This window comes from Microbacterium sp. zg-Y1090 (assembly GCF_030246945.1).
Taxonomy (GTDB): domain Bacteria; phylum Actinomycetota; class Actinomycetes; order Actinomycetales; family Microbacteriaceae; genus Microbacterium; species Microbacterium wangruii.
The window spans coordinates 2457264-2479778 of record NZ_CP126742.1; the positions used below are offsets into that span (position 1 = coordinate 2457264).

Sequence of the window (22515 nt, forward strand, 5' to 3'; positions counted from 1 at the left end):
AGACATCCGCTTGCACGGTCTCGCATACTGAAGGAGCTGAACGCAATTCTGCGTCGGTCGACTCGCTTCGAATCTTCGAATCCGAGATCCGGCCCACCCGCGGAGAGGTTTTCGGGTAACCGCTCCGCACGGCGAGGGGCGGGCGGCTTCGCCGCCCCTCGCCTTCTCTCTTCCCGCGCCGTTCGTCCGGCGCGACGGACCCCTCCCGCCGGATGCACGGCATCGCCGCGAGGGGCGGGCAGCCCCGCTCTCAGGAGTCGCGGCCCGGCAGCTCGATCTCCCGCCACAGGTCCACCGTGTCCTCGCCATCGGAACGGGAGCGCCCGACCACCGTGACGGCCACCGTCTCGTGCGGCGCGGTGCGGATGTAGATCCGCTCGGATCCGGCGTTGCGCAGCACGTCCGCCAGCTGCGCCCGCACCTCCCGGAGTCCCCGCTCCCCGAGACCGTCCAGGCCGCCCTCGTCGAGCACCGTGACGTTCGCCCCGCGCTGGCGCGCCGCCTCGAGCACGCCGCGCACGTCGTCGTCGAGCAGTCGCCGCCCGCGCAGCTCGTCGCGCAGCCGCCCTTCGGCCAGCCTCGCCAGCTCACGCTCCTGCGGGTCGAGGTCGCCGCCGGCGGCGATCGTCCGTGTGAGGACGGGACCTGCCACCGCCAGCGCCCGCTGCACCTGCACGCGCCGCTCGCGCTGGCGTCCGGCCTGCGAGGCGAGCCACTCGGATGCGGCGCGCTGCAGTTCGCCGAGCTGCGTGCTCTCACGGGAGGCACGGTCAGTCGACCACATCAGCAGCTGGGCGGTGGCGGTCCACATCACCGACCCCACCAGTCCGAGCGACAACGCAGGCAGCGGCCCGATCCACGCGAAGCTCTGCGCGGCGAGCAGGAGGATGCCGGTGAAGCCGATGAAAGGTCGTCGACGCACGACGACGATGACCATGAGTGCGCCGATCGCCCCGATGGTCCACGTGGCGTGCAACTGATCCCGTGCGTCGGGGGCGACGCCCGTCCAGATGAGAGCGGGGACGACCACCGTCGACACGAGCGCGAGCACCCCCACCCAGGTCGGGAGGCGGGTGGGGCCGCTGACGCCGGTCGTCATGCCGGTGTCCTCCCCCGACGGAGCATGGGTTCGCCGCGCGAACACGCTCGGCTCCCAGAAGATGCACAGCCACGACGTGGCGAGGTAGAGCGCCACCGCCGCCGCCACCACCCAGCCGTTCGCGGCGTCGCCGTCCCACCATGGCCAGCCGAGACCGAGATAGGTGGTGAAGGCCACCCCGAGCGCGGACAGCACCGTCCGAGGCTGCAGTCTCATGTCGACGGACCCCATTCCAGCGTGACGCAGGTACCGGTGGCGGCGGACTCGACCTTGGCGACTCCCCCCACCGCCGCAACCCGGGCATAGATGGACGCGCGGATGCCGAGCCGGTCGTCGGGGACGGTGCCGAGGTCGAAGCCGCTGCCATCGTCGCGCACGACGATCCGCACGCGACCCGGCGTCTCCCCGTCGGCCACGGTGACGGCCAGCCCGGCCCCCGCAGCGTGCTCCACGGCATTGGCGACGGCCTGGGTCGCCGCCAGCACGAGCGCACGCGCCACCCGACCGGGCACCGTCAGGCACGGGTCCGTCAGCCGACGCTCCACCTGCAGGTCCAGCCCGACTTCCCGGCCGGCCGCCTCCAGGCGGTCGATCAGCTCGGCTGCCGGCAGCGGCACATCCGGCCCTTCACCGACGTCTTGCTCGGCGTTGGCCAGCCGCGTGAGCGCCTCCTGCGCCATGGCCACGGCCAGTGCCTGCTTGCGCGGGGTGTCGGCGCGTTCCGCGGCGATGAGCGCCGCCAGCACGCTGTCGTGCATGAGCGCGGCCACGGCCACCCGCTCGCGCTCCGCGGCATCGGCGGCGGCCGCCGCGGCGTAGGAGGCCACCGCCTCGCCACGAGCCCGGTCGACGCCGGTCGCCACGGCACGGTACACGCGGTCCAGGGTCAGCAGCACGGTGGCGAGGATGATCGCGTAGACGACGTCCAGCAGCACCGGCGCGACGAAGTCCGCCGCGAAGCCCACCTGCGTCAGCCGCACGACGCCGTACTCCACCGGCACCAGCACCGCCCACACCACCTGCAGCGGCGGCGGGAAGGCGAGGATCGCGGCGACCGTGGCGACGTTCAGGAGAAGCCAGATCCACGGCCCGCCCTCCGGGGAGGTCGGCATCGATGTCGCCGCCAGCGGCCAGGCCAGCAGCGCGAGCGGGTAGGCCACCGCGAAGACGCCGGTGGTCAGGCGCACGCCGCGACCGATCAGGCATCCGACGATCATCGCCAGCAACGGCACGAACACCACGATCATGAGCGCCGTGCGCCAGTCCGACTGCTCCTGCGTGGCGGACAGCGCGGTCACCAGCGCCTGGATGCCGAGGGCGATGCATCCCGCGCCGACGGTCAGCGAGGTGAACCGCTCCACCCGGGCGCGGGTGAACGTGGCCATGCCGGCCACGGTGTCGGCGGCGTGAGGGAACGTTCCGTGCGCCTGTGCGAGCACACGGCGCGTGGCCTCAGCGGACACCGGGGATCTCGTTGGGCTGGGTGAGGAGCCCGTCCTCCATCGCGCGGCGCGCGAGATCGACCTTGGTCGGCGCCGGGCGGCCGACCTCGACGTACTTGTATCGCACGCGCGTGATGTTCTCCTTCGCGGTGGAGTACGCCACCCCCAGCCGGTCGGCGACGACCTTCAGCGGCAGGCCCGCAGCGTACAGGCGCAGCACGTCGCGCTCGCGCGCGGACAGCTGCGCGTCGGCGAAGGCACGGTCGCCCTCGACGGCACTGGCCCACTCGACGTTGTCGAGGTGGTGACCGTCTGCGACCGTCTGCACGGCTTCGATGACCTCGTCGATGGGGCTGGCCTTGCTGATGACCCCGACGGCGCCGGCGGCGAGTGCCTCGCGCACGGTCGCGGGTCGGTCGGCGACGCTGTGGATGATGATGCTGGAGCCGTCGGCGACCAGGCGGGAGACGTTCTCGGTCACGGTGGCGCCGTCGCCCAGGGTCAGGTCGAGCACGACGACGTCCGCCGGCGCCTGCCTGCTGTACCGGCGCCAGTCGAGGTATTCGGTCACGGTGCTGCCGGAGAAGACGACGTGCTGCGTGCCGGAGCGATGCGAGGCGGCCTCCAGCCCGAGGCGCACCGACTCGTGGTCGTCGATGAGTGCCACGCGGATCATGCTGGCCATGCTAGCGCCGCGGTCGCGTGCGATTGAGTGTGGCGACCGCCTCGACATGGTGGGAGTGGGGGAAGATGTCGAGCGCATCGATGCGCGATGCCTCGTAGCCGGCGTCCCGGAAGGTCGCGATGTCGCGGGCGAGGGCGACGGGATCGCATGCGACGTAGACGACCGTCTCGGGTTCGAGGGACGCCAGCGCGGTGACCACCTCGCGTCCCGCCCCGGAGCGCGGCGGGTCGAGGACCACCACGCCGCGTGCGAGACGCTCCCGGTCACGGGGCGACGCGTCGCTGCTCCAGCGCTGCAGCCACCGGTCGACGCGACCGGTCTCGGCACGGGCGCCCACCCACGACGAGAGGTTCTCTCCCGCGTGCTCGGTGGCCCGCTCATCGGCTTCCACGCTGATCATGCGGGTCGCCGGGCCGCCCAGGTCGCCGATGACGGCGGCGAACAGTCCCACGCCGCCGTAGAGGTCCAGGTGCAGCGCATCGGCGTCGAGCCCGTCGGGCGCCGCGGCACGCAGGTGCGTCCCGACGAGCCCGCCCAGTGCGTCGGCGGCCTCGCGGTGCACCTGCCAGAAGCCCCCGGCGTCGACCCGGAAGTCGCGGCCGCCTGCCCGCTCGAGCACGACCTCACGGGCCGGGTCGCGGCGCGCCGCGCCGGGACGGGGGGCAGGGCGTCGCGCCCCGCGGCCCGGGCGTCGCGGCCCGGCCGGGCGGGACCGCTCGGGACGCGGCAGCACCCGCACCACGCCGTCGGCGGGCAGGACGAGATCGATGCGGCCCGGCTCGGACGCGGTCAGCCGCAGCGCGGCCTCCGCCAGGGCAGGGGCCGCCAGGGGGTGGTCGTCGACGCTCACGACGTGGTGGGTGCGTGCGGCGTAGGGGCCGACGCGCCCGTCGGCATCGACGTGCAGGCTCACCCGCGTGCGCCAGCCGGTGCCGTCGCCGTCGTCGACGGCGGCCACGGTCACGGGCAGGGAGAGCCCGCCCATGCGCTGGAGGGCGTCGGTCAGCACGCGCTGCTTCAGCTCGCGCTGGTGGGCGAGCTCGATGTGCCCGAAGTCCGCGCCGCCGGGCCGCTCGGAGGGATCCACGTCCACGTCGGCCTGCCGCCAGACGTGCGGCCTGCGGTGGGGTGAGGCCTCGAGGACCTCCAGCACCTCGCCTCGCCAGTACGAGGCCTTGCCGACGTCGGTGAGCCGCACGCGCACCCGCTCACCCGGAAGGGTGTCCGGGACGAACACGACCCGGCCCTCGTGGCGACCGACGAACACCCCGCCGTGCGCCACGTCGGTGATGTCGAGATCGATGAGGGCGTCTTGTGCGCCCGGGGAAACGGCCATCCTTCGATGCTCGCACACCGGGCTGAGGGGCACCCTACGCTGGGACGATGCGCGTGTGCCTGGCATCCACCTCCCCCGCCCGTCTGATGCTGCTGCGCCAGGCAGGTGTCGAACCGCTGATCGTCGCCCCGGAGGTGGACGAGGAGGCCGTCATCGCCGAAGTCGAGCGGTCCGAGGCCCGGACGCTCCCCGCGGATGAGCACGTGCTGCTGCTGGCCCGGCGCAAAGCCGACGACGTCGCCGCGCGGGTCGCGGCGAGCGGCTTCGACGGCCTCGTCATCGGCGGCGACTCGATGTTCGAGCTCGACGGAGAGATCCTCGGCAAGCCCTACACGGCCGAGGCCGCGATCGCGCGCTGGCGGGGCATGCGAGGGCGCACCGGCATCCTGCACTCCGGCCACAGCGTCGTGCGCGTCGGCGGCGGGCGGCCCGCCGCGCAGGCGAACGCTGTCGCCGCGGCATCCGTCACCTTCGCCGCCGACATCGACGACGCCGAGATCGAGGCGTACGTCGCCACCGGCGAACCGCTGCACGTGGCCGGGGCCTTCACCATCGACAGTCTCGGAGCACCCTTCATCGACGCGATCGACGGCGACCCCTCGACGGTGGTGGGCATGTCCCTCCCGACCGTGCGCCGCCTCGCCCGCGAACTCGGCGTGCCGTGGCACACCCTCTGGGCTTGATGGATCTCCACAGACGTTTTCGGAATTTTCTTGTGCGACGGATCCAAAGAACACCCCTCCAGCCTCGCTAGGCTGACATCCATGCCTGCTATCGCCAAGGTGCTCATCGCGAACCGCGGCGAGATCGCCGTCCGCATCATCCGTGCCGCTCGCGACTGCGGCAAGGCCTCCGTCGCGGTCTACGCCGAGCAGGATCGCGACGCCATGCACGCCCGCCTCGCCGACGAGGCATACTCCCTGGACGGCGCCACGAGCGCCGACACCTACCTGTCGATCGAGAAGATCCTCTCGGTGGCGCGGCGATCGGGAGCGGATGCCGTGCACCCCGGCTACGGCTTCCTCGCCGAGAACGCCGAGTTCGCCCGCGCCGTCATCGCGGCGGGCCTCGTCTGGATCGGACCGTCGCCGGAGGCCATCGAGGCGCTGGGCGACAAGGTCACCGCGCGCCACGTCGCCGAACGGGTGGGCGCACCGCTGGCTCCCGGCACCCCCGGTCCGGTCTCCAGCGCCGACGAAGTGACCGCCTTCGCCCGTGAGCACGGGCTGCCCATCGCCATCAAGGCCGCCTACGGCGGCGGCGGCCGCGGCCTGAAGGTCGCACGGGAGTTCGACGAGATCGCCGAGCAGTTCGCCTCCGCCACGCGAGAGGCCATCACGGCCTTCGGCCGCGGCGAGTGCTTCGTGGAGAAGTACCTCGATCGCCCGCGTCACGTGGAAACGCAGTGCCTGGCCGACTCCGCAGGCACCGTGGTGGTCGTCTCCACCCGCGACTGCTCGCTGCAGCGGCGCCACCAGAAGCTCGTCGAGGAGGCGCCGGCCCCCTTCCTCACCCCGGAGCAGAACGAGGTGCTCTACTCGGCGTCGAAGGCGATCCTCGCCGAGGTCGGCTACGTCGGCGCGGGAACGTGCGAGTTCCTCATCGGCGCCGACGGCACCATCTCGTTCCTCGAGGTCAACACACGGCTGCAGGTCGAGCACCCGGTCTCCGAGGAGGTCACCGGCATCGACCTGGTGCGCGAGCAGTTCCGCATCGCCGAGGGCGGCCTGCTCGACGGGGTCGACCCCGAGCCGACGGGCCACTCCATCGAGTTCCGCATCAACGGGGAGGACCCCGGGCGCGGCTTCCTCCCCCAGCCCGGTCGCATCCACGTGTTCAAGACGTTCGGCGGCCCCGGCATCCGTCTCGATTCCGGCGTCACCGCCGGTGACGTGGTCTCGGGCGCGTTCGACTCGCTGCTGGGGAAGATCATCGTGACCGGCCGCGACCGGGCGGAGGCGCTGGAGCGCGCCCGCCGCGCGCTGGACGAGTTCGAGGTCGCCGGCATGCCCACCGTGCTCCCCTTCCACCGCAAGGTGGTGCGCGACCCGGCCTTCACCGCGGCGGACGGCCGGTTCGGCGTGTTCACCCGGTGGATCGAGACGGAGTTCGACAACGACATCCCGCCGTGGGACGGCGAAGCGGATGCGACCGGCGCCGGAGAGGACCGTCACACCGTCGTCGTGGAGGTCGCCGGCAAGCGGCTGGAGGTGAGCCTTCCCGATCGCATCGCCGTGCCGACGAAGGTGGGCCGGCCCGCCGCCGTGCCGCCGTCACGGCGCACCCACGCCCCGACGGTCGTCGCGGGTGCCTCCGGTGACGCGGTGACATCGCCCATGCAGGCCACCATCGTCAAGGTCGCCGTCGCCGACGGCCAGCAGGTCGTCAAGGGCGATCTGGTGGTCGTGCTCGAGGCGATGAAGATGGAGCAGCCGATCCAGGCGCACAAGGACGGCGTCGTCTCGGCGATCGACGCAGAACCCGGCTCGACGGTGGCGGCCGGTCACCTGCTGCTGACGATCATCTGACCCGGCTGGCCCACGCCGGCCGGAGTCGCTCCGGAACCGGCGCCGGATGCCGCGATGCAGCTCAGCCGGCGCGCTCGGCTGCGCGCCTGATCAGCCGCGCGCTTCGGGCGTGCGGTCGACGATGTGCATCGCGCGGGCGGCATCGGTGATGGAGCCCGAGAGCGAGGGGTACACCGCGAAGACACGCGAGACCTGGTCGACGCTCAGGCGGCGCTCCACCGCGATGGCGATCGGGTAGATGAGCTCGGAGGCGCGCGGGGCGACGATGACGCCGCCGAGCACGGTGCCGCTGCCCTGGCGCGCGATGAGCTTGACGAATCCGTCGCGCACGCCCATCATCTTCGCCCGCGGGTTGGCCGCCAGCGGCAGCTTGTGCACGACCGCGTCGACCAGTCCCGCGTCGATGTCGGCCTGCTGCCACCCGACGGTGGCGATCTCCGGGGCGGTGAAGATGTTCGCGGTGATGCGCCGGCGCTCCAGCGGGATCACGGTGTCGCCGAGCGCGTGGAAGACGGCGGTGCGCCCCTGCATGGAGGCGACCGACGCGAGCGGCACGAAGGTGGTGCAGTCGCCGGCGGCGTAGATGTTGGGCACGGACGTGCGCGCAACGCGGTTGACCCGGATGTGGCCGGACTCGGTCAGCTGCACTCCTGCTTCCTCCAACCCGATCCCGGCGGTGTTGGGGACCGAGCCGACGGCCATCAGACAGTGGCTGCCTTCGACGGTGCGCCCGTCGGAGAGCGTCACCCGCACGCCGTCGGCGGTGCGCTCGACCTGCTGGGCGCGGGCCTTGGAGAGCACGTGCATCCCGCCCCGCGTGAAGACCCGCTCCAGCACCGCCGCGGCATCCGGGTCCTCGCCCGGCAGCACGTGGGCGCGGCTGGAGACGAGGGTGACCTCGGCGCCGAGGTTCATGTAAGCGCCGGCGAACTCCGCGCCGGTGACACCCGAGCCCACCACGATGAGGTGCTCCGGGAGCACCTTCATGTCGTAGAGCTGGGTCCACGTGAGGATGCGCTCCCCGTCGGGCGGCGCGGTGGGAAGCTCCCGCGGAGAGGAGCCCACCGACACCACGAGCGTGTCGGCCTCGACGCGGTCGAAGTCGGTGCCGCCGGGGCCCGTGGACACCACCACGGCACGATCACCCTCGAGACGCCCGTACCCGGAGACGATGCGCACCCCCGCCTCGGCGAGGCTGATGCGCATCTCGTCGGACTGCTGGCGCGCCAGCGCGAGCAGGCGCTTGTTGACGGCCGCGAGGTTGATCGCGATCTCCGGCTTGAGCGGCCGGCCATCACCGCCCCGGGCGAACAGCTGCACGCCCAGATCGCCGGCCTGGGAGATGGCGACGGCGGCATCGGCCGTGGCGATGAGGCTCTTGGAGGGGACGACGTCGGTGAGAACCGCCGCGCCTCCCACGCTCGCCCGCTCCACGAGCGTGACCTCGGCCCCCAGCTGCGCGGCGGCCAGCGCCGCCTCATAGCCGCCGGGGCCGCCACCGAGGACGGCGACGGTCTGGGTGCGCTCGAAGCTCAACGACATGCCCCTATTCTTCCAGCACTCGTCGGGCCCGCCTGCCGCAGTGGCCGCCCCGCCTCCGAGTTCTAGAGTGGGGGCATGTCCGACACGACTTCCCATCCCCTTGACGACCCCGCCGCCGACCCGTTCGGCGTGGCCGCCGACGCCGCCGCCGACATCGCCCGCATCACGGGCGTGGAACGGCACGACATCGCCCTCACCCTCGGCAGCGGGTGGGGCAAGGCCGCCGAGCTGATCGGCGAGACGACCGCGGTCTTCCCCGCGACCGACGTCACCGGCTTCAGCCGCCCCGCGCTGGAAGGCCACGTGGGAACGTTGCGCAGCGTCCGCACCGAGGCGGGCCGCAATGTGCTCATCATCGGCGCACGCACCCACTTCTATGAGGGACACGGCGTGCGTCGCGTGGTGCACAGCGTGCGCACCGCCGCCGCGACCGGGGCGAAGACGATGGTCCTCACCAACGGGGCGGGGGGCCTGCGACGCTCGTGGAAGCCGGGGCAGCCGGTGCTCATCAGCGATCACATCAACCTCACCGGCGCCTCGCCGCTGGAGGGCGCCACCTTCGTCGACCTCACCGACCTGTACTCGCCGCGACTGCGCGAGCTCGCCCGCGGCATCGACCCGACCCTCGACGAGGGCGTGTACTGCCAGTTCCGCGGGCCCCAGTACGAGACGCCCGCAGAGGTGCGCATGGCGGGCATCATCGGCGGCGACATCGTCGGCATGTCCACGGCGCTCGAGGCCATCGCCGCGCGGCAGGCCGGCATGGAGACCCTCGGATTCTCCCTCATCACGAACATGGCCGCCGGCATCCAGGAGACCCCCCTCAGCCACGGTGAGGTGCTCGAGGCCGGCCGCGAGGCCGAGCCCGTCATCTCGTCGCTGCTGGCCCGCGTGATCGGATCGCTGTGAACGGCCCGATCGACGCCGCGCGCGCCTGGCTCGCGCAGGACCCCGACCCGGTGACCCGCACCGAGTTGGAGCAGCTGCTGGAGCGGGCGGATGCCGGCGATGCCGCGGCATCCGCCAATCTGGCCGACCGTTTCGGCACCAGACTCGCGTTCGGCACGGCCGGCCTGCGCGGCCGGCTGGGCGCCGGCAGCAACCGCATGAACCGGGTGCTCGTGGCCCAGGCAGCCGCGGGGCTCGCCGCCTACCTCACCGAGCGTGCCGCGGCGGGCACCACTCCCACCGTCGTGATCGGCTACGACGGGCGGCGCAACTCCGACGTGTTCGCCCGCGACAGTGCGGAGCTGTTCGCAGGTGCGGGGCTGCGCGCGGTGCTGCTGCCGCGCATGCTGCCCACCCCGGTGCTCGCCTTCGCGGTGCGCCACCTCGGCGCGGCCGCCGGCGTCATGGTCACCGCCAGCCACAACCCGCCCGACGACAACGGATACAAGGTGTACCTCGGCGGGGACGACGACGGCGCCCAGATCGTGCCGCCGGCCGACGCCGACATCGCCCGGCACATCCAGCGGGTGGCGGATGCCGGCGACATCGGCTCGCTCCCCCGCTCGACCGACTACGCGATCGCCGATGAGTCGGTGGTCGACGCGTACATCGACGCCACGGCCGCAGTCGCACCCGCCCCTCCGGGAGCGGGCGGCATGACGTGGGTCTACACGGCGATGCACGGCGTGGGGTGGGAGACCTTCTCGCGCGTGCTCCAGCGGGCGGGCTACCCGGCTCCCACGACGGTGAGCGAGCAGATCGAACCGGACGGCACGTTCCCGACGGTCGCGTTCCCCAACCCCGAGGAGCCCGGCGCGATGGATCTGGCCTTCCAGGCGGCACGGGAGGCGGGGGCGGAGTTCGTCATCGCCAACGATCCCGACGCCGACCGCCTGGCCGTCGCGATCCCCGATCCCGAGGACCCGGAGGGCTGGCGACGGCTCACCGGCAACGAGATCGGCCTGCTGCTGGGATGGCGTGCCGCGCGGCGCGCCGCCGCGGGCGGGGCCGACCGCACGGCATCGCTGGCCTGCTCGCTGGTGTCGTCGCCGGGGCTGGCCGTCGTGGCCGAGCGGTACGGCCTGTCCTCTCACGCGACCCTCACCGGCTTCAAGTGGATCTCCCGCGCCCCCGGCATCGTGTACGGGTTCGAGGAGGCACTGGGCTACCTCGTCAACCCCGAGACGGTGCGCGACAAGGACGGCATCTCGGCTGCGGTCGCGATGCTCGGGCTCATCGCCGAGGCGCGCGAGCAGGGTGCCCAGGCCGGTGACCTGCTACGACAGTTCCAGGCCGAGTTCGGGTACTTCGACAGCGGCCAGGTGTCCCTGCGCGTCGACGACCTCTCGGTGATCGGCCGCATCATGGCGGCTCTGCGTGCCACACCGCCTGCCGAAGTCGGCGGGGTCGCGGTGACGCGCATCGACGACCTGCTGACAGGCGTCGACGGCGTGCCGCCGGGCGACGTGCTGCGCTTGTGGCTGGCCGACGGGTCGCGGGTCATCGTGCGTCCGAGCGGCACCGAGCCCAAACTCAAGGTCTACCTCGATGTGCGGGGCGAGTCCGCGTCCGACGCGCGGTCCCGGCTGCAGACACTGGAGGCCGGCGCGACCGAGCTGCTCGCCCGGGGCTGACGGACCCACCGCCGCCCGCGGGGCGTGTCGGTCGTGCGTGCTAATGTCCGTGCCGCAGGAGCACGCGGCGACCAGGGAGACGGCAGATGCGCGACGACGACGCGCCCCCGCGGGGCGATGACGACCATGGCGCGTCGGCGCAGCAGGCGCCGTCCGTCGAGGTGCCCGCGGGCACGGACGCGGCTGCTGTTGGGGGTGAGGCCGCGAACGCGGCTGCGGATCCGGCCCACTGGCTGCGCAACGTCGTGCTGTTCCTGGGCGGGCAGACCGTGAGTCTGTTCGGCTCCATGCTCGTGCAGTACACCGTCTTCTGGTACCTCACGCTGACCTACCAGCGCGGCGACATCATGGCCCTCGCCGCGGTGTTCGGCTTCCTGCCGCAGGCCATCGTGTCGATCTTCGGCGGGGTCTGGGCCGACCGGCACAACCGCAAGTACCTCATCATGGCGGCCGATGCCGCGATCGCGCTGACGACGCTCGCGCTGGCCGTCATCATGATGACCGGGTACGACGGGGTGTGGCTGATCTTCCTCACCCTGGCGATCCGCTCGGCGGGCGCGGGCATCCAGACCCCGGCGGTCTCCGCGCTCATCCCGCAGATCACCCCCGCGCGCAACCTCATGCGCATCAACGGGATCAACGGGTCGATCCAGTCGGCGATGGCGCTGCTGGCGCCCGCCGCTGCCGGCGCCGTCTTCGCGTGGGCGGCGACGGCGTGGGGTGGATCGGCGGCCTCGCTCATCCCGATCTTCTTCATCGACGTGGTCACCGCGGCCATCGGCATCCTGCTGCTGGCCTTCGTGCCCGTCGCCGCGGTGCGCCGCGCCGCCGACGCCCCGACCGGCTACTTCGCCGACCTCGTGGAGGGGGTGCGCTACGTCGCTCACCACGCGTTCCTCCGGTGGCTGCTGGCGCTGTTCGCGATCATCTTCCTGCTCACGGTGGCGCCCTCCAACCTCACCCCGCTCATGCTCGTGCGCTCCTTCGACGCCGGCGAGCAGCAGAACATCACGAACCTCGCCGTGCTCGAGATCGCCTTCAGCGTGGGCATGATGCTCGGCGGCATCGTCGTCGCCTCGTTCTTCGCCAAGCGCAGCCGCATCGGGATGATCGTCACCTCGGCGCTCGTGTTCGGCCTCCTGGCGGTGGGGATGGGACTCTCCCCCAACGTGTGGGTCTTCTTCGCGTTCATGTTCCTCGTGGGCCTGGCCGTTCCGTTCTTCTCGACGCCGTCGTTCACCCTGCTGCAGGAGACCGTCGAGCCGGAGCGGCAGGGACGCGTCTTCGGCTTCGTCGGCATCGTCATGGCCGTGGCGATGCCGCTGGGCATGTCGGTTCTGGGGCCGCTGGCCGACGTCGTCGCCATCGAGGTGCTGCTCGTGGCCACCGGCATCCTGACCTTCGTCGTGGTGGCTGCGGCGGTGGGACTTCCCGTCGGGCGACGGGCGGTGCAGGCCGCGCGCGATGCATCCCGCGCCGAAGACCCGGTGGCTGCGGCCGCCGCCGCCGACGCGGCGATGCACGACGGGCGATGACCCGCCGGAGCGGATCCGCCGCTCTCGCTAGGCTCGGAACGTGCTGCTGATTGACCCCATCGTCCTGGAGAACGCCCACGTGCGCCTGGAGCCCCTGGACGATCGGCACGCGCCCGACCTCGCGGCGGCATCCGCAGGGCTCGAGCACACGTGGTACACCTCCGTCCCCACGCCCGCCGGCATCGACGACGAGATCGCGCGACGTCGCGCGATGCAGGATGCCGGGACGATGAACGCCTGGGCGATCGTGCGGGAGGGCACCGCGGTCGGGATGACGACGTTCTGCGGCATCGACCAGGCGAACCGTCACGTCGAGATCGGCTACACGTGGCTCGCACTGTCGGCGCAGCGGACAGCGGTGAACACCGCGGCGAAGCTGCTGCTGCTCGGGCACGCTTTCGACGCGTGCGCCGCGATCGCGGTGGAGTTCCGCACCCACTGGCACAACCGGCAGTCGCGCCAGGCGATCGCGCGGCTCGGGGCGAAGCAGGACGGCGTGCTGCGCAACCACCGGCTTGGTCCGGGCGGCACGCTGCGCGACACCGTGGTGTTCTCGATCCTCCCGCACGAGTGGCCGGCGGTGTGCCTCGGGCTCGAGGAGCGACTGCGCCGCGGCTGACGGCGCCGGCCCGGTCACCCCCACCCTTTCCCGGCTCGGGAACCCACACGCGACCCAAACCCCCACCACCCCCGGCTCGGGAACCCACACGCGACCCAAACCCCCGCCACCCCCGGCTCGGGAACCCACACGCGACCCAAGGGCGCGGTGACGCCTCCTCCACACGGCGGGGATGCCGCGACCTGTCCACCATCCGGGACTTCGCCGTCGCACTTGCGCGCCCGGGGGGACGACGCTCGGACCATGACCGACGGCATCCCCCTGCTCACCCTCGACGATCTCCGCGCACGCGGACTGCCGTCGCGCCGGGTCGCTGCCGAGGCGGCGGGCGGGAGCCTGGTGCGACTGCGGCGAGGCATCTACGTCGATGCGGCCAGATGGCGGTCGGCTTATCCGGAGCAGCGCATCGTCGCCCGTGCGCACGCGCTGGCCGCCGTCTCGGCCCGCCGTCCGGTCTTCGCGTACGAGACGGCGCTCGCGCTGCTCGGTCAGCCGCTCTACCGCGCAAGTCACGACCGGGTGCACGTCATCGCGGATGCCGATCGCACCGGGCCTGCCCACGGCGTGGTGCGCCACCGCGGCGAGCCCGACCACGACGTGGTCGAGGTCGCCGGCCTGTTGTGCACGAACCTGGCGCGCTCCGTGGCCGATGTGGCTCGGACGGCGTCCTTCGAGCAGGCGGCCACGTCGGCCGACGCGGCGCTTCACACGCTGTTCGCGCCGCGCGACGGCGCCTACGACCTCTCCGGTGCAGGTGAGTTCCGTGAGTGCGTCCGTGGGATCGCGCGGACGAGAGCCCACGGCATCCGTCGCGCCGAGCGGGTTCTGGATTTCGCCGACGGAAGGGCGCATCTGCCCGGTGAGACGATCAGTCGCATCCGGCTGGTGGAGCTCGGTTTCCGGCGGATCCGGTTGCAGGCTGCCGTGCCCTCACCTTCGGGCAGCTACTTCGTCGACTTCGCTCTCGACGACGCCGACGCGTTCGGGGAGTTCGACGGGACCATCAAGTATCAGGACGGCGGGATGCTGGACGGGCGCTCGCGCGCGGACGTGTTCGACGCGGAGAAGCAGCGAGAGGACTGGATCCGCGGCACCACCCAACGCCGACTCGCGAGGTGGGGTTGGCCGCACGTGGCCACCGCGGCGGCGCTCGGTGAACGGCTCGGTGCCTTCGGCATCCACCCACCGCGCTGACCCGATCACCCGGGTTCGGGAACCGATATGCGACCCAAACCCCCGAAACACCCGGCTCGGGAACCGACACGCGACCCAAACCCCCGAAACACCCGGCTCGGGAACCGACACGCGACCCAAACCCCGCAACACCCGGCTCGGGAACCGACACGCGACCCAAACCCCGCAACACCCGGCTCGGGAACCGACACGCGACCCATACCCCGGCGAGGCGGCGAGGCCGCGACCGCGGCGACCGCGGCGACCGCGGCGACCGAACCCCGCGCGGCCGCCGACGTCAGCCGTCGATGACGGCGACCAGCTCATCCAGGAACGACGCGAAGTCGGTCCCGCGGCGCACGATCCGCTGCACGCTGTCGCGCTCGCTGAAGACCTCGACGAACTGCTCGAACACCGTCTGGAACGCGGCGCGGTCGCCCTCGGAGAACGCCGTGAACGCCACGACCTGCACACGGCCCTCACCCCACGCGATCGACGGCTCGGCGATGCCGATCGCGATCGCGGTGCGGGTGGCGGTCATTCCGATCGCGTGCGGCACGGCGAGCGCATCGGTGAACGCGGTGGACGAAAGACCCTCCCGCTCGATCGTGCGCTGCACGTACCCCTCGTCGATGATGCCCTCGGCCACGAGCGTCTCGCCGAGCCGACGGATCACCGCCTCTTCTCCGCCCTCGCCGTCGAGCCCCCGCACGAAGGCGGTCGGCGAGAAGTACCGCTCCAGCTCCTCGCGCAGGCGGGCCAGGCGGCGTCCCCGCCGCACCCTGCCGGCCGCCGCCTGCACACGCTCCACGTCGGCCTCGGTGAGGAACGGCTGGATCCGCACGATCCGCTCGCCCGGCGCCGGCGGCTCGATGGTCGTCAGCACCAGGTCGGTGCGGATTCCCGCCCAGTCGGGGTCGACGCGGGTCTCCACCCCGACGACCTCCACCACCTGCCCGAGCGAGCGGTCGACACTCGAGCGCAGCAGCTCGTGCAGCTCGTAATAGCCGGGGCAGACGATCGTCGCCGTGAGCATCTGGTCGGCGCGGCGGCTGCGCTCCAGGCGCCCCCCGACGTGCATGGCGATGTAGGCGATCTCGTCGTCCATCAGCGTGATGTCGAGCCGGTCGGCCAGGCGGCTGGCGATGTAGACGGCGACTTCGAAGATCATCGGGTAGGTCGATTTGAGCGAGCGCGTCAGCGGGTTGCGCGACCACGCCTGCGCCCGCGCGCGCTGCTGCAGGTTCTGCACGTGCAGGGCGAGGCGCACGATGAAGTCCTCGTGGGCGATGTCGACGAGGAACTCCGCCGCCGCCGCCATCACCACCTCCCGCACGGCGCGTTCGATATCGGGGTCCAGCCGCTTCATGGCCCGATCGTCGGGCGCGGTGCCGGGGGCCACGACGCGGGTGAGCACCAGGTTCGCCAGATGCCTGACGTCCCCCACCCCGAGCTGCACCCCCAGGTGCGCGAAGCTCAGACGGTCGATGAGGGCGCCGATCTCGGCGCGCGCCTCGTCGTCGTCGGATGCCGCGCCCTCCAGAGCCCGATCCCGCGCCACCCTGTCCGCGGCGATGGCGATGTGCATGACGACGTCGGCGATGCCGAGCTCGTTGACGAAGTAGCCGAGCGCGCCGAGCCCGGCGACGAGCTCGGTCTTGAACGGCCCGAACGCCTGCGCGCCGACGGATTCCGTCCCGAGCGTGCGGCGCAGCGCCTCGATGTCGAACGAGCCCGCATCCATCTCGTCGTGGGCGAGCCGGCTGAGCAGCCGCCGCTGGGCGGCCTCGGTGCCGCGCAGCCGCGCACGCGACGCCGAGCGCTCGAGCGTGAGCTCGGTCCCCCCGAGCAGTCCGCGCACCCGCGCAAGATCGGCATCCACCGTCGCGGGGCTGACGTGCAGGCGATCCGCCGTCTCGAACACATCGATGCCCTGATGCTCGTCCAGCAGCGTTCGCACCAGGGCGTGCAGTCGGTCGCGGGGGGTGCCGGCGTCTGTCTCGGCCCGCAGCGCCGTGCCCGCCTCCTGCCCTGCCCGGTACCCGAGCGGACCGGATTCGACCGCCCCGCCGCCCGGCACCCGGGCGTTGACGGCAGTGACATAGCTGCGCACGCTGCGCGGGGTGACCCCCAGGGAGTCGGCGAGCGTCGCCGCCGTGCGCCATTCGCCGTCTCGGGTGAGCAGTGCCAGGAGGCGGTCCTGCCTTGCTCTGGTCACGTGGATCTCCCCGAATACGGCGCCGGCTCCCAGTCAACCACGCCCCCACCTTCCGCCCCTGCGGAAGCAACCCTGGTTGTCCACTCCCAGCGGATTCACCACAATGGCCGGAGGAAGGCAGGTCGATGAGGATCCTCGTGGTGTGCGCAGCGGGAGCGTCGAGCACGTTCGTCGCGCAACGGGTGCGCCACGCCGCACACGACCGTGGTCTGCCCTACGCCGCCTTTGCGGGTACGGAGCAATCGCTTACCATCGATCTCGACTCGGCCGACGTCGTGCTGGTGGGCCCGCACCTCACGTACGCACTCGAGGACATCCGACGGGTGGCAGAGCCCCGCGGTACCGCCGTGGTGCTTCTCCCCGACGACATCTTCAGCGACCACGACGGCAGCCGCACGCTCGCTTTCGTCCAAGACGCCCTCAAAGAGACGGAGACCTTGTGACTGCACTCACACGAACCGTGCGCGTCGGTTCGAACAACGGACTGCACGCCCGCCCCGCGAAGATGTTCGCGCAGGCGGCGAAGGACTCCGGAATCCCCGTGACCATCGCGAAGGATGCCGGCGCGGCCGCCAACGCCGCCAGCATCCTCGGGGTGATCGCGCTCGGGGTGGAGCGCGGCGACTACGTGACCCTGACGGCCGACGGCGACGGAGCCGAAGCCATCCTCGATGAGCTGGCTGAGCTGCTGGCCACCGATCACGACGCCTGATGAACGACGAAGGAGAAAAGATGACCGAGCTGCGCGGAGTCGGAATCGGCCTGGGGGTGGCGCAGGGCCCGGTGGCCCGCATGTCCGAGCCGTTGCCCCCGCCGTCGGACGCGGCCAGCCAGCGCACTGCCGAGGAGGAGCGCGACCGCGCCCGCGCCTCGGTGGCTGCCGTCGCACGCGAGCTCGAAGAGCGCGGCGCGCACGCCGGCGGCGCCGCCCGTGACGTGCTCGAGGCGCAGGCGATGATGGCGGAGGATCCGGCGCTGCTGCAGCAGGTCGACGCCCGCATCGCGCAGGGCAAGACCGCCGAGTACGCCGTGTTCGACGCCTTCGCCTCGTTCCGCGAGCAGCTCACGGCCATGGGCGGCTACCTCGGCGAGCGCGCCGCCGACCTCGACGACGTCGCGCAGCGCGTCATCGCCCACCTGCAGGGCGTTCCCGCTCCGGGCGTGCCCGACCCCGGCCACCCGTTCGTGCTCGTGGCCCGCGACCTCGCCCCGGCCGACACCGCGCTGCTGGACCTCGACAAGGTGCTGGCGCTGGTGACGAGCGATGGCGGACCGACCTCGCACACCGCGATCCTCGCCCGAGAGAAGGCGATCGTGGCCGTGGTGGGCGCTGCCGGCGCCACGAACCTCGCCGACGGCGACACGGTCATCGTCGATGCGGCGGCAGGTCTGGTGGTCAGCGAGCCCTCCGCCGAGGATCTCGCCCGTGCACAGCACCGTGCCGACGCCCGCGCGTCCGCGGCATCCGCCCCCATCACCCCCGGCGCCCTCGCCGACGGCACGCCCGTGCCGCTGCTGGCCAACCTCGGCAAGCCCGAGGGGGCAGAGGAGGCCGTCGCGCTGGGAGCGGAGGGCGTGGGGCTGTTCCGCACGGAGTTCCTCTTCCTCAGTTCCAGCTCCGCACCCACCGTGGAGCAGCAGCGGGAGACGTACACGCAGCTGCTGCGGCACTTCCCCGGCAAGAAGGTGGTCGTGCGCGTGCTCGACGCCGGTGCCGACAAGCCGCTGGCCTTCCTCAACGACGCCCACGAGGACAATCCCGCTCTGGGCCTGCGCGGGCTGCGCGCCCTGCGCGCCAGCGAGGACATCCTGCGCGAGCAGTTGACCGCGCTGGCGCAGGCGGATGCCGCGACCGAGGCCGACGTGTGGGTGATGGCGCCGATGGTGTCCACGGTCGAGGAGGCACGGTACTTCACCGAGCTCGCCCGTGACTACGACCTCAAGATGGCCGGGATCATGGTCGAGGTCCCCTCGATCGCCCTCATGGCCGACAAGGCACTCGCCGTTGCGGACTTCGCCTCGATCGGCACGAACGACCTCACGCAGTACACCCTCGCCGCCGACCGTCTGCTCGGCTCGGTGGCAGCTTTCCAAGACCCCTGGCACCCCGCCGTGCTGCGCCTCATCCGCGAGGTCGGCGCCGCGGGGCAGGCCACCGGCAAGCCCGTCGGCATCTGCGGCGAGGCCGCAGCCGATCCGCTGCTGGCGGTCGTGCTCGTCGGTCTCGGCGCGTCGACCCTGTCGATGGCGCCCACCGCGCTGGCCGACGTGCGCGCCAGCCTGCTCACCCACACGTTCGGCGATGCGCAGCGCATCGCCGAAGCCGCCCTCACCGCCGACGACGCGGCGGGGGCACGCCTCGCGGCGCAGCAAGCCGCTACCCGAGAGAAGGAGACACAGCAATGACGACTGCGTCAGCCCCCGCCACCCAGGGCGGCAGCAAGGCGCGTGTCGGAGTCCAGCGCTTCGGCACGTTCCTGTCCGGCATGATCATGCCGAACATCCCCGCGCTCATCGCGTGGGGCATCTTCACCGCGTTCTTCATCGACGTGGGCTGGACCCCCAACGCCGACCTCGCGACCATCGTCGGTCCGTTCATCCACTACCTGCTGCCGATCATCATCGCCTACACCGCCGGCCACATGGTCTACGGCGTGCGCGGCGCGGTCGTCGGCTCGATCGCCGTCATGGGCGCGATCGCCGGTTCCGACCAGCTCATCGCCCAGTTCAACGCGACCCTCCCCGAGGGTGTGGCGCCGCTCGGCCAGATCCACATGTTCATCGGCGCCATGATCATGGGCCCGCTCGCGGCCTACACCATGAAGTGGCTCGACAAGCTGTGGGACGGCAAGATCCGCGCCGGCTTCGAGATGCTCGTGAACATGTTCTCGGCGGGCATCTGGGGCTTCGTCATGGCCATCGTCGGGTTCTACCCGGTGGCGTGGCTGGTCAACGGCCTGATGGATGTGCTCGGCAACGCGGTGGACTGGCTGGTCGAGGCCAACCTGCTGCCTCTGACGAGCATCCTCATCGAGCCGGCGAAGGTGTTCTTCCTGAACAACGCCATCAACCACGGCGTGCTCACGCCACTCGGCATCGCCCAGGCGGACGAGACCGGCAAGTCCATCCTGTTCCTGCTCGAAGCCAACCCCGGCCCCGGCCTCGGTCTGCTGCTGGCGTTCACGTTCTTCGGCATCGGCGCGGCTCGCGCGTCGGCCCCCGGCGCGGCCGTCATCCAGTTCTTCGGCGGCATCCACGAGGTCTACTTCCCGTTCGCCCTGATGAAGCCGGTGCTGATCGTCGCGCTCATCGCGGGCGGCATGACCGGTGTCACCACGAACATGCTGCTCGGCGCCGGCCTCCGCGCGCCGGCGGCACCGGGCTCGATCATCGCCGTGCTCGCACAGACGGCGAACGACAGCTACGTCGGTGTCATCCTGTCCGTCATCCTTTCGGCGGCGGTCACGTTCATCGTGGCGTCGCTCATCCTGCGGGCTTCTCGCAAGCGCGATCTGCTCGCCGAGGGCGACAAGTTCGCCTCCGCGGTCTCGCAGACCGAGGCGAACAAGGGCAAGACGTCGGCTGCCATGGATGCGCTGCGCGCCTCGGGCCGCAACGACCGTGAGTCCGTGCGCGAGGGCGAGCAGGCGGTGGACCGCCTCGAGACCGAGGCGGAGACCGGTGGTCGCCTGGACGGCGGCGCCGTCGCGGTCAAGCCGGTGCGCAACATCGTGTTCGCGTGCGACGCGGGCATGGGCTCCTCGGCCATGGGCGCGAGCGTCCTGCGCAACAAGATCAAGAAGGCGGGCATCGAGGATGTCACGGTCGTCAACAAGGCGATCGCGAACCTCGACCCCTCCGCCGACCTGGTCATCACGCAGAATCAGCTCACCGACCGGGCGCGGAAGCAGACGCCGAACGCCATCCACGTGTCGGTGGACAACTTCATGAACTCGCCGAAGTACGACGAGGTCGTGGAGATGGTGCGCGACCAGCACGACCGCGCGTGACAGACCGCTGCGGGGCCGGGCGGCGCGATGCCCCCGGCCCCGTGGCCTTTTTCCGTCGGGCGCGCAAGAGGTCGTCATGTCCCGCCCCGACTTGAGACAGTGAACACGGATGCCACGGCATCCGACCGATGAAAGGGGTAAGACATGGCACGGGACGTGCTGAACGTCGGACAGGTCCGCATCCACTCCGGCTCGGTGAGCCGCGAAGACGCGATGAAGGAGGCCGCCGACATCCTGGAGGCCGCCGGGGCCGTCACCCACGCTTACTTCGATGCGATGCAGCAGCGGGAGGAGACGGTCTCCACCTACATGGGCAACGAGCTCGCGATCCCGCACGGCACCAACGAGACGAAGGAGACGATCCTCGACTCGGCGCTGTCCTTCGTCCGCTATGACGGGGGCGTGGACTGGGACGGCAACCCGGTCACGTTCGTCGTGGGCATCGCGGGGAAGGGCGACGAGCACCTCGAGATCCTCTCGCAGATCGCGCTGCTGTTCTCCGACGATGACGAGGTCGCCAAGCTGAAGCAGGCCCAGTCGCCCGAGGAGCTCTACACCCTGCTGTCGGCGGTGAACGAATCATGAAGGCCGTCCACTTCGGCGCCGGCAACATCGGTCGCGGCTTCGTCGGCCTGCTGCTGCACGAGGGCGGCTACGAGCTGGTCTTCTCCGACGTCGCCGGCGACCTCGTCGACGCCATCAACGCCGCCGACTCCTACACGGTTCACGAGGTCGGCGAGGGCGGGGTCGACAAGGTGGTCACGGGCTTCCGTGCCGTCAACAGCCAGACCGACCCCCAGAAGGTGGTCGACGAGATCGCCACCGCCGACATCGTGACGACCGCGGTCGGTCCCACCGTGCTGCGCTTCGTCGCGCCCCACATCGTGGCCGGCCTCGGCACGCGCGACCCGGCTCTCCCGCCGCTGATCGTCATGGCGTGCGAGAACGCCATCAACGCCACCGATCTCCTGCGCGAGGAGATGCGCGCGCAGGCAGGCGACGCGTGGGATGCCATCGCCGGTCGCGCCGTCTTCGCCAACACGGCCGTCGACCGCATCGTGCCGGGCCAGCCGGCCGGCGGCGGGGTGGACGTGACGGTCGAGCCGTTCTTCGAGTGGGCCATCGAGGCGCCGCCCTTCCAGGGCGACCTGCCTTCGATCCCCGGCGCTCACTTCGTCGGCGACCTCGCCCCCTACATCGAGCGCAAGCTGTTCACCGTCAACACCGGGCACGCGGCGACGGCGTACTTCGGTGCGCGTGCGGGCGTGGACACGATCGCCGCAGCGCTGTCGGATTCGGTCATCATCGCGGCCGTCGCGCGGGCGCTGGAGGAGACCTCCGCACTGCTGGCGGCCAAGCACGGGCTGGATGCCGACGACCTCACGGACTACCGCGAGACCATCCTGCGGCGGTTCGCCAACCCCGCCCTGCCCGACACCGTCTGGCGGGTCGGGCGACAGCCGCTGCGCAAGCTCTCGCGCCACGAGCGGTTCATCGGCCCTGCTGCCGAGGCGGCGGAGCGCGGTCTGTCGGTCGACGCCCTGCTGGCTGCCGTGGGCGCCGCACTGGAGTTCGACGACGCGGAGGACCCGCAGTCCGTCGACCTGCAGCGGCTGCTGCGCGAGCAGGATGCCGCGACCTTCACGGCATCCGTCACCGGGCTCGAGCCGGACCACCCGCTGTTCTTCCGCGTTCAGCAACTGGTGCAGGCACGGCAGAGGGCCCTCTCCTGACCGATCCTGCCGG

The 22515-nt window shown here is 71.7% G+C and carries 19 protein-coding genes; 13 read left to right on the forward strand and 6 right to left on the reverse strand.

Going from position 1 to position 22515, the window contains the following annotated elements:
* Positions 1–250: 250 nt before the first annotated feature.
* From QNO26_RS11655 to QNO26_RS11670, 4 genes are read right to left on the reverse strand one after another with little or no spacing between them, the layout of a single operon-like run.
* Positions 251–1315 carry a hypothetical protein gene (locus QNO26_RS11655; protein ID WP_257526514.1) on the reverse strand — a complete coding sequence of 355 codons (1065 nt, stop codon included), beginning with the start codon at positions 1313–1315 and terminating at the stop codon, positions 251–253.
* On the reverse strand, positions 1312–2562 hold the full coding sequence (locus QNO26_RS11660) for a sensor histidine kinase (RefSeq protein ID WP_257526513.1): 1251 nt from the start codon (positions 2560–2562) through the stop codon (positions 1312–1314). Before QNO26_RS11660 ends, QNO26_RS11655 begins: the two co-directional genes overlap by 4 nt.
* Complete coding sequence (locus QNO26_RS11665; RefSeq protein WP_257526511.1) at positions 2552–3217, reverse strand: response regulator transcription factor; 666 nt, start codon at positions 3215–3217, stop codon at positions 2552–2554. Before QNO26_RS11665 ends, QNO26_RS11660 begins: the two co-directional genes overlap by 11 nt.
* Before the next feature lie 10 nt (positions 3218–3227).
* Positions 3228–4562: a class I SAM-dependent RNA methyltransferase gene (locus tag QNO26_RS11670; RefSeq protein WP_257526510.1), complete on the reverse strand. Its 1335-nt coding sequence runs from the start codon at positions 4560–4562 to the stop codon at positions 3228–3230.
* A gap of 47 nt (positions 4563–4609) precedes the next feature.
* On the opposite strand from QNO26_RS11670, the gene QNO26_RS11675 reads away from it, so the two are divergent.
* Together QNO26_RS11675 and QNO26_RS11680 are read left to right on the forward strand one after the other, a co-directional pair.
* The gene (locus QNO26_RS11675) at positions 4610–5245 is read left to right on the forward strand and encodes a Maf family protein (RefSeq protein WP_257526509.1); all 636 of its coding nucleotides are present in this window, start codon (positions 4610–4612) and stop codon (positions 5243–5245) included.
* 81 nt (positions 5246–5326) lie between these two features.
* The gene (locus tag QNO26_RS11680; protein ID WP_257526508.1) at positions 5327–7090 is read left to right on the forward strand and encodes an acetyl/propionyl/methylcrotonyl-CoA carboxylase subunit alpha; all 1764 of its coding nucleotides are present in this window, start codon (positions 5327–5329) and stop codon (positions 7088–7090) included.
* 90 nt (positions 7091–7180) lie between these two features.
* Here QNO26_RS11680 and QNO26_RS11685 read toward each other — a convergent pair whose 3' ends face one another.
* Positions 7181–8632: an NAD(P)H-quinone dehydrogenase gene (locus tag QNO26_RS11685; protein WP_257526507.1), complete on the reverse strand. Its 1452-nt coding sequence runs from the start codon at positions 8630–8632 to the stop codon at positions 7181–7183.
* 75 nt (positions 8633–8707) lie between these two features.
* Between QNO26_RS11685 and QNO26_RS11690 the strand changes: the two genes are divergently transcribed.
* The 5 genes from QNO26_RS11690 (at position 8708) to QNO26_RS11710 (ending at position 14562) form a co-directional block, all read left to right on the forward strand.
* Positions 8708–9541 (forward strand): purine-nucleoside phosphorylase, encoded by an 834-nt coding sequence (locus QNO26_RS11690; RefSeq protein WP_257526506.1) that lies wholly within the window; start codon positions 8708–8710, stop codon positions 9539–9541.
* A complete protein-coding gene (locus QNO26_RS11695; protein ID WP_257526505.1) occupies positions 9538–11214 on the forward strand; it encodes a phospho-sugar mutase in 1677 nt (558 codons plus the stop codon). The genes QNO26_RS11690 and QNO26_RS11695 overlap by 4 nt, the downstream gene beginning before the upstream one ends.
* 86 nt (positions 11215–11300) lie before the next feature.
* Positions 11301–12749, forward strand: coding sequence for an MFS transporter (locus tag QNO26_RS11700; RefSeq protein WP_257526504.1), 1449 nt, complete (start codon positions 11301–11303; stop codon positions 12747–12749).
* Positions 12750–12789: 40 nt separating this feature from the next.
* Positions 12790–13368, forward strand: a complete 579-nt coding sequence (locus tag QNO26_RS11705; RefSeq protein WP_257526503.1) for a GNAT family N-acetyltransferase — start codon at positions 12790–12792, stop codon at positions 13366–13368.
* A gap of 243 nt (positions 13369–13611) precedes the next feature.
* Positions 13612–14562: a hypothetical protein gene (locus QNO26_RS11710; RefSeq protein WP_257526501.1), complete on the forward strand. Its 951-nt coding sequence runs from the start codon at positions 13612–13614 to the stop codon at positions 14560–14562.
* Between the two features lie 277 nt (positions 14563–14839).
* Here the strand turns inward: QNO26_RS11710 and QNO26_RS11715 are convergent, their stop codons facing one another.
* On the reverse strand, positions 14840–16759 hold the full coding sequence (locus QNO26_RS11715) for a BglG family transcription antiterminator (protein ID WP_257526500.1): 1920 nt from the start codon (positions 16757–16759) through the stop codon (positions 14840–14842).
* A gap of 125 nt (positions 16760–16884) precedes the next feature.
* On the opposite strand from QNO26_RS11715, the gene QNO26_RS11720 reads away from it, so the two are divergent.
* The 6 genes from QNO26_RS11720 to QNO26_RS11745 all read left to right on the forward strand — a co-directional run bounded on the left by QNO26_RS11720 (position 16885) and on the right by QNO26_RS11745 (position 22502).
* Positions 16885–17202, forward strand: a complete 318-nt coding sequence (locus tag QNO26_RS11720; protein WP_257526499.1) for a PTS sugar transporter subunit IIB — start codon at positions 16885–16887, stop codon at positions 17200–17202.
* On the forward strand, positions 17199–17471 hold the full coding sequence (locus tag QNO26_RS11725) for an HPr family phosphocarrier protein (RefSeq protein WP_257526498.1): 273 nt from the start codon (positions 17199–17201) through the stop codon (positions 17469–17471). Before QNO26_RS11720 ends, QNO26_RS11725 begins: the two co-directional genes overlap by 4 nt.
* A gap of 20 nt (positions 17472–17491) precedes the next feature.
* Complete coding sequence (ptsP, locus tag QNO26_RS11730) at positions 17492–19165, forward strand: phosphoenolpyruvate--protein phosphotransferase (RefSeq protein WP_257526497.1); 1674 nt, start codon at positions 17492–17494, stop codon at positions 19163–19165.
* The gene (locus QNO26_RS11735; RefSeq protein ID WP_257526496.1) at positions 19162–20769 is read left to right on the forward strand and encodes a PTS mannitol transporter subunit IIBC; all 1608 of its coding nucleotides are present in this window, start codon (positions 19162–19164) and stop codon (positions 20767–20769) included. Before ptsP ends, QNO26_RS11735 begins: the two co-directional genes overlap by 4 nt.
* A gap of 144 nt (positions 20770–20913) precedes the next feature.
* On the forward strand, positions 20914–21354 hold the full coding sequence (locus QNO26_RS11740) for a PTS mannitol transporter subunit IIA (RefSeq protein WP_257526495.1): 441 nt from the start codon (positions 20914–20916) through the stop codon (positions 21352–21354).
* Complete coding sequence (locus QNO26_RS11745) at positions 21351–22502, forward strand: mannitol-1-phosphate 5-dehydrogenase (protein WP_257526494.1); 1152 nt, start codon at positions 21351–21353, stop codon at positions 22500–22502. Before QNO26_RS11740 ends, QNO26_RS11745 begins: the two co-directional genes overlap by 4 nt.
* Positions 22503–22515 lie beyond the last annotated feature (13 nt).

Bases quoted from the DNA above. Each gene is read 5' to 3' on its own strand.
- QNO26_RS11655 (WP_257526514.1), bottom strand. From the start codon at position 1,315: ATGAGACTGCAGCCTCGGACGGTGCTGTCCGCGCTCGGGGTGGCCTTC.
- QNO26_RS11665 (WP_257526511.1), bottom strand. From the start codon at position 3,217: ATGATCCGCGTGGCACTCATCGACGACCACGAGTCGGTGCGCCTCGGG.
- QNO26_RS11670 (WP_257526510.1), bottom strand. From the start codon at position 4,562: ATGGCCGTTTCCCCGGGCGCACAAGACGCCCTCATCGATCTCGACATC.
- QNO26_RS11675 (WP_257526509.1), top strand. From the start codon at position 4,610: ATGCGCGTGTGCCTGGCATCCACCTCCCCCGCCCGTCTGATGCTGCTG.
- QNO26_RS11680 (WP_257526508.1), top strand. From the start codon at position 5,327: ATGCCTGCTATCGCCAAGGTGCTCATCGCGAACCGCGGCGAGATCGCC.
- QNO26_RS11685 (WP_257526507.1), bottom strand. From the start codon at position 8,632: ATGTCGTTGAGCTTCGAGCGCACCCAGACCGTCGCCGTCCTCGGTGGC.
- QNO26_RS11690 (WP_257526506.1), top strand. From the start codon at position 8,708: ATGTCCGACACGACTTCCCATCCCCTTGACGACCCCGCCGCCGACCCG.
- QNO26_RS11700 (WP_257526504.1), top strand. From the start codon at position 11,301: ATGCGCGACGACGACGCGCCCCCGCGGGGCGATGACGACCATGGCGCG.
- QNO26_RS11710 (WP_257526501.1), top strand. From the start codon at position 13,612: ATGACCGACGGCATCCCCCTGCTCACCCTCGACGATCTCCGCGCACGC.
- QNO26_RS11720 (WP_257526499.1), top strand. From the start codon at position 16,885: ATGAGGATCCTCGTGGTGTGCGCAGCGGGAGCGTCGAGCACGTTCGTC.
- ptsP (WP_257526497.1), top strand. From the start codon at position 17,492: ATGACCGAGCTGCGCGGAGTCGGAATCGGCCTGGGGGTGGCGCAGGGC.
- QNO26_RS11735 (WP_257526496.1), top strand. From the start codon at position 19,162: ATGACGACTGCGTCAGCCCCCGCCACCCAGGGCGGCAGCAAGGCGCGT.
- QNO26_RS11740 (WP_257526495.1), top strand. From the start codon at position 20,914: ATGGCACGGGACGTGCTGAACGTCGGACAGGTCCGCATCCACTCCGGC.
- QNO26_RS11745 (WP_257526494.1), top strand. From the start codon at position 21,351: ATGAAGGCCGTCCACTTCGGCGCCGGCAACATCGGTCGCGGCTTCGTC.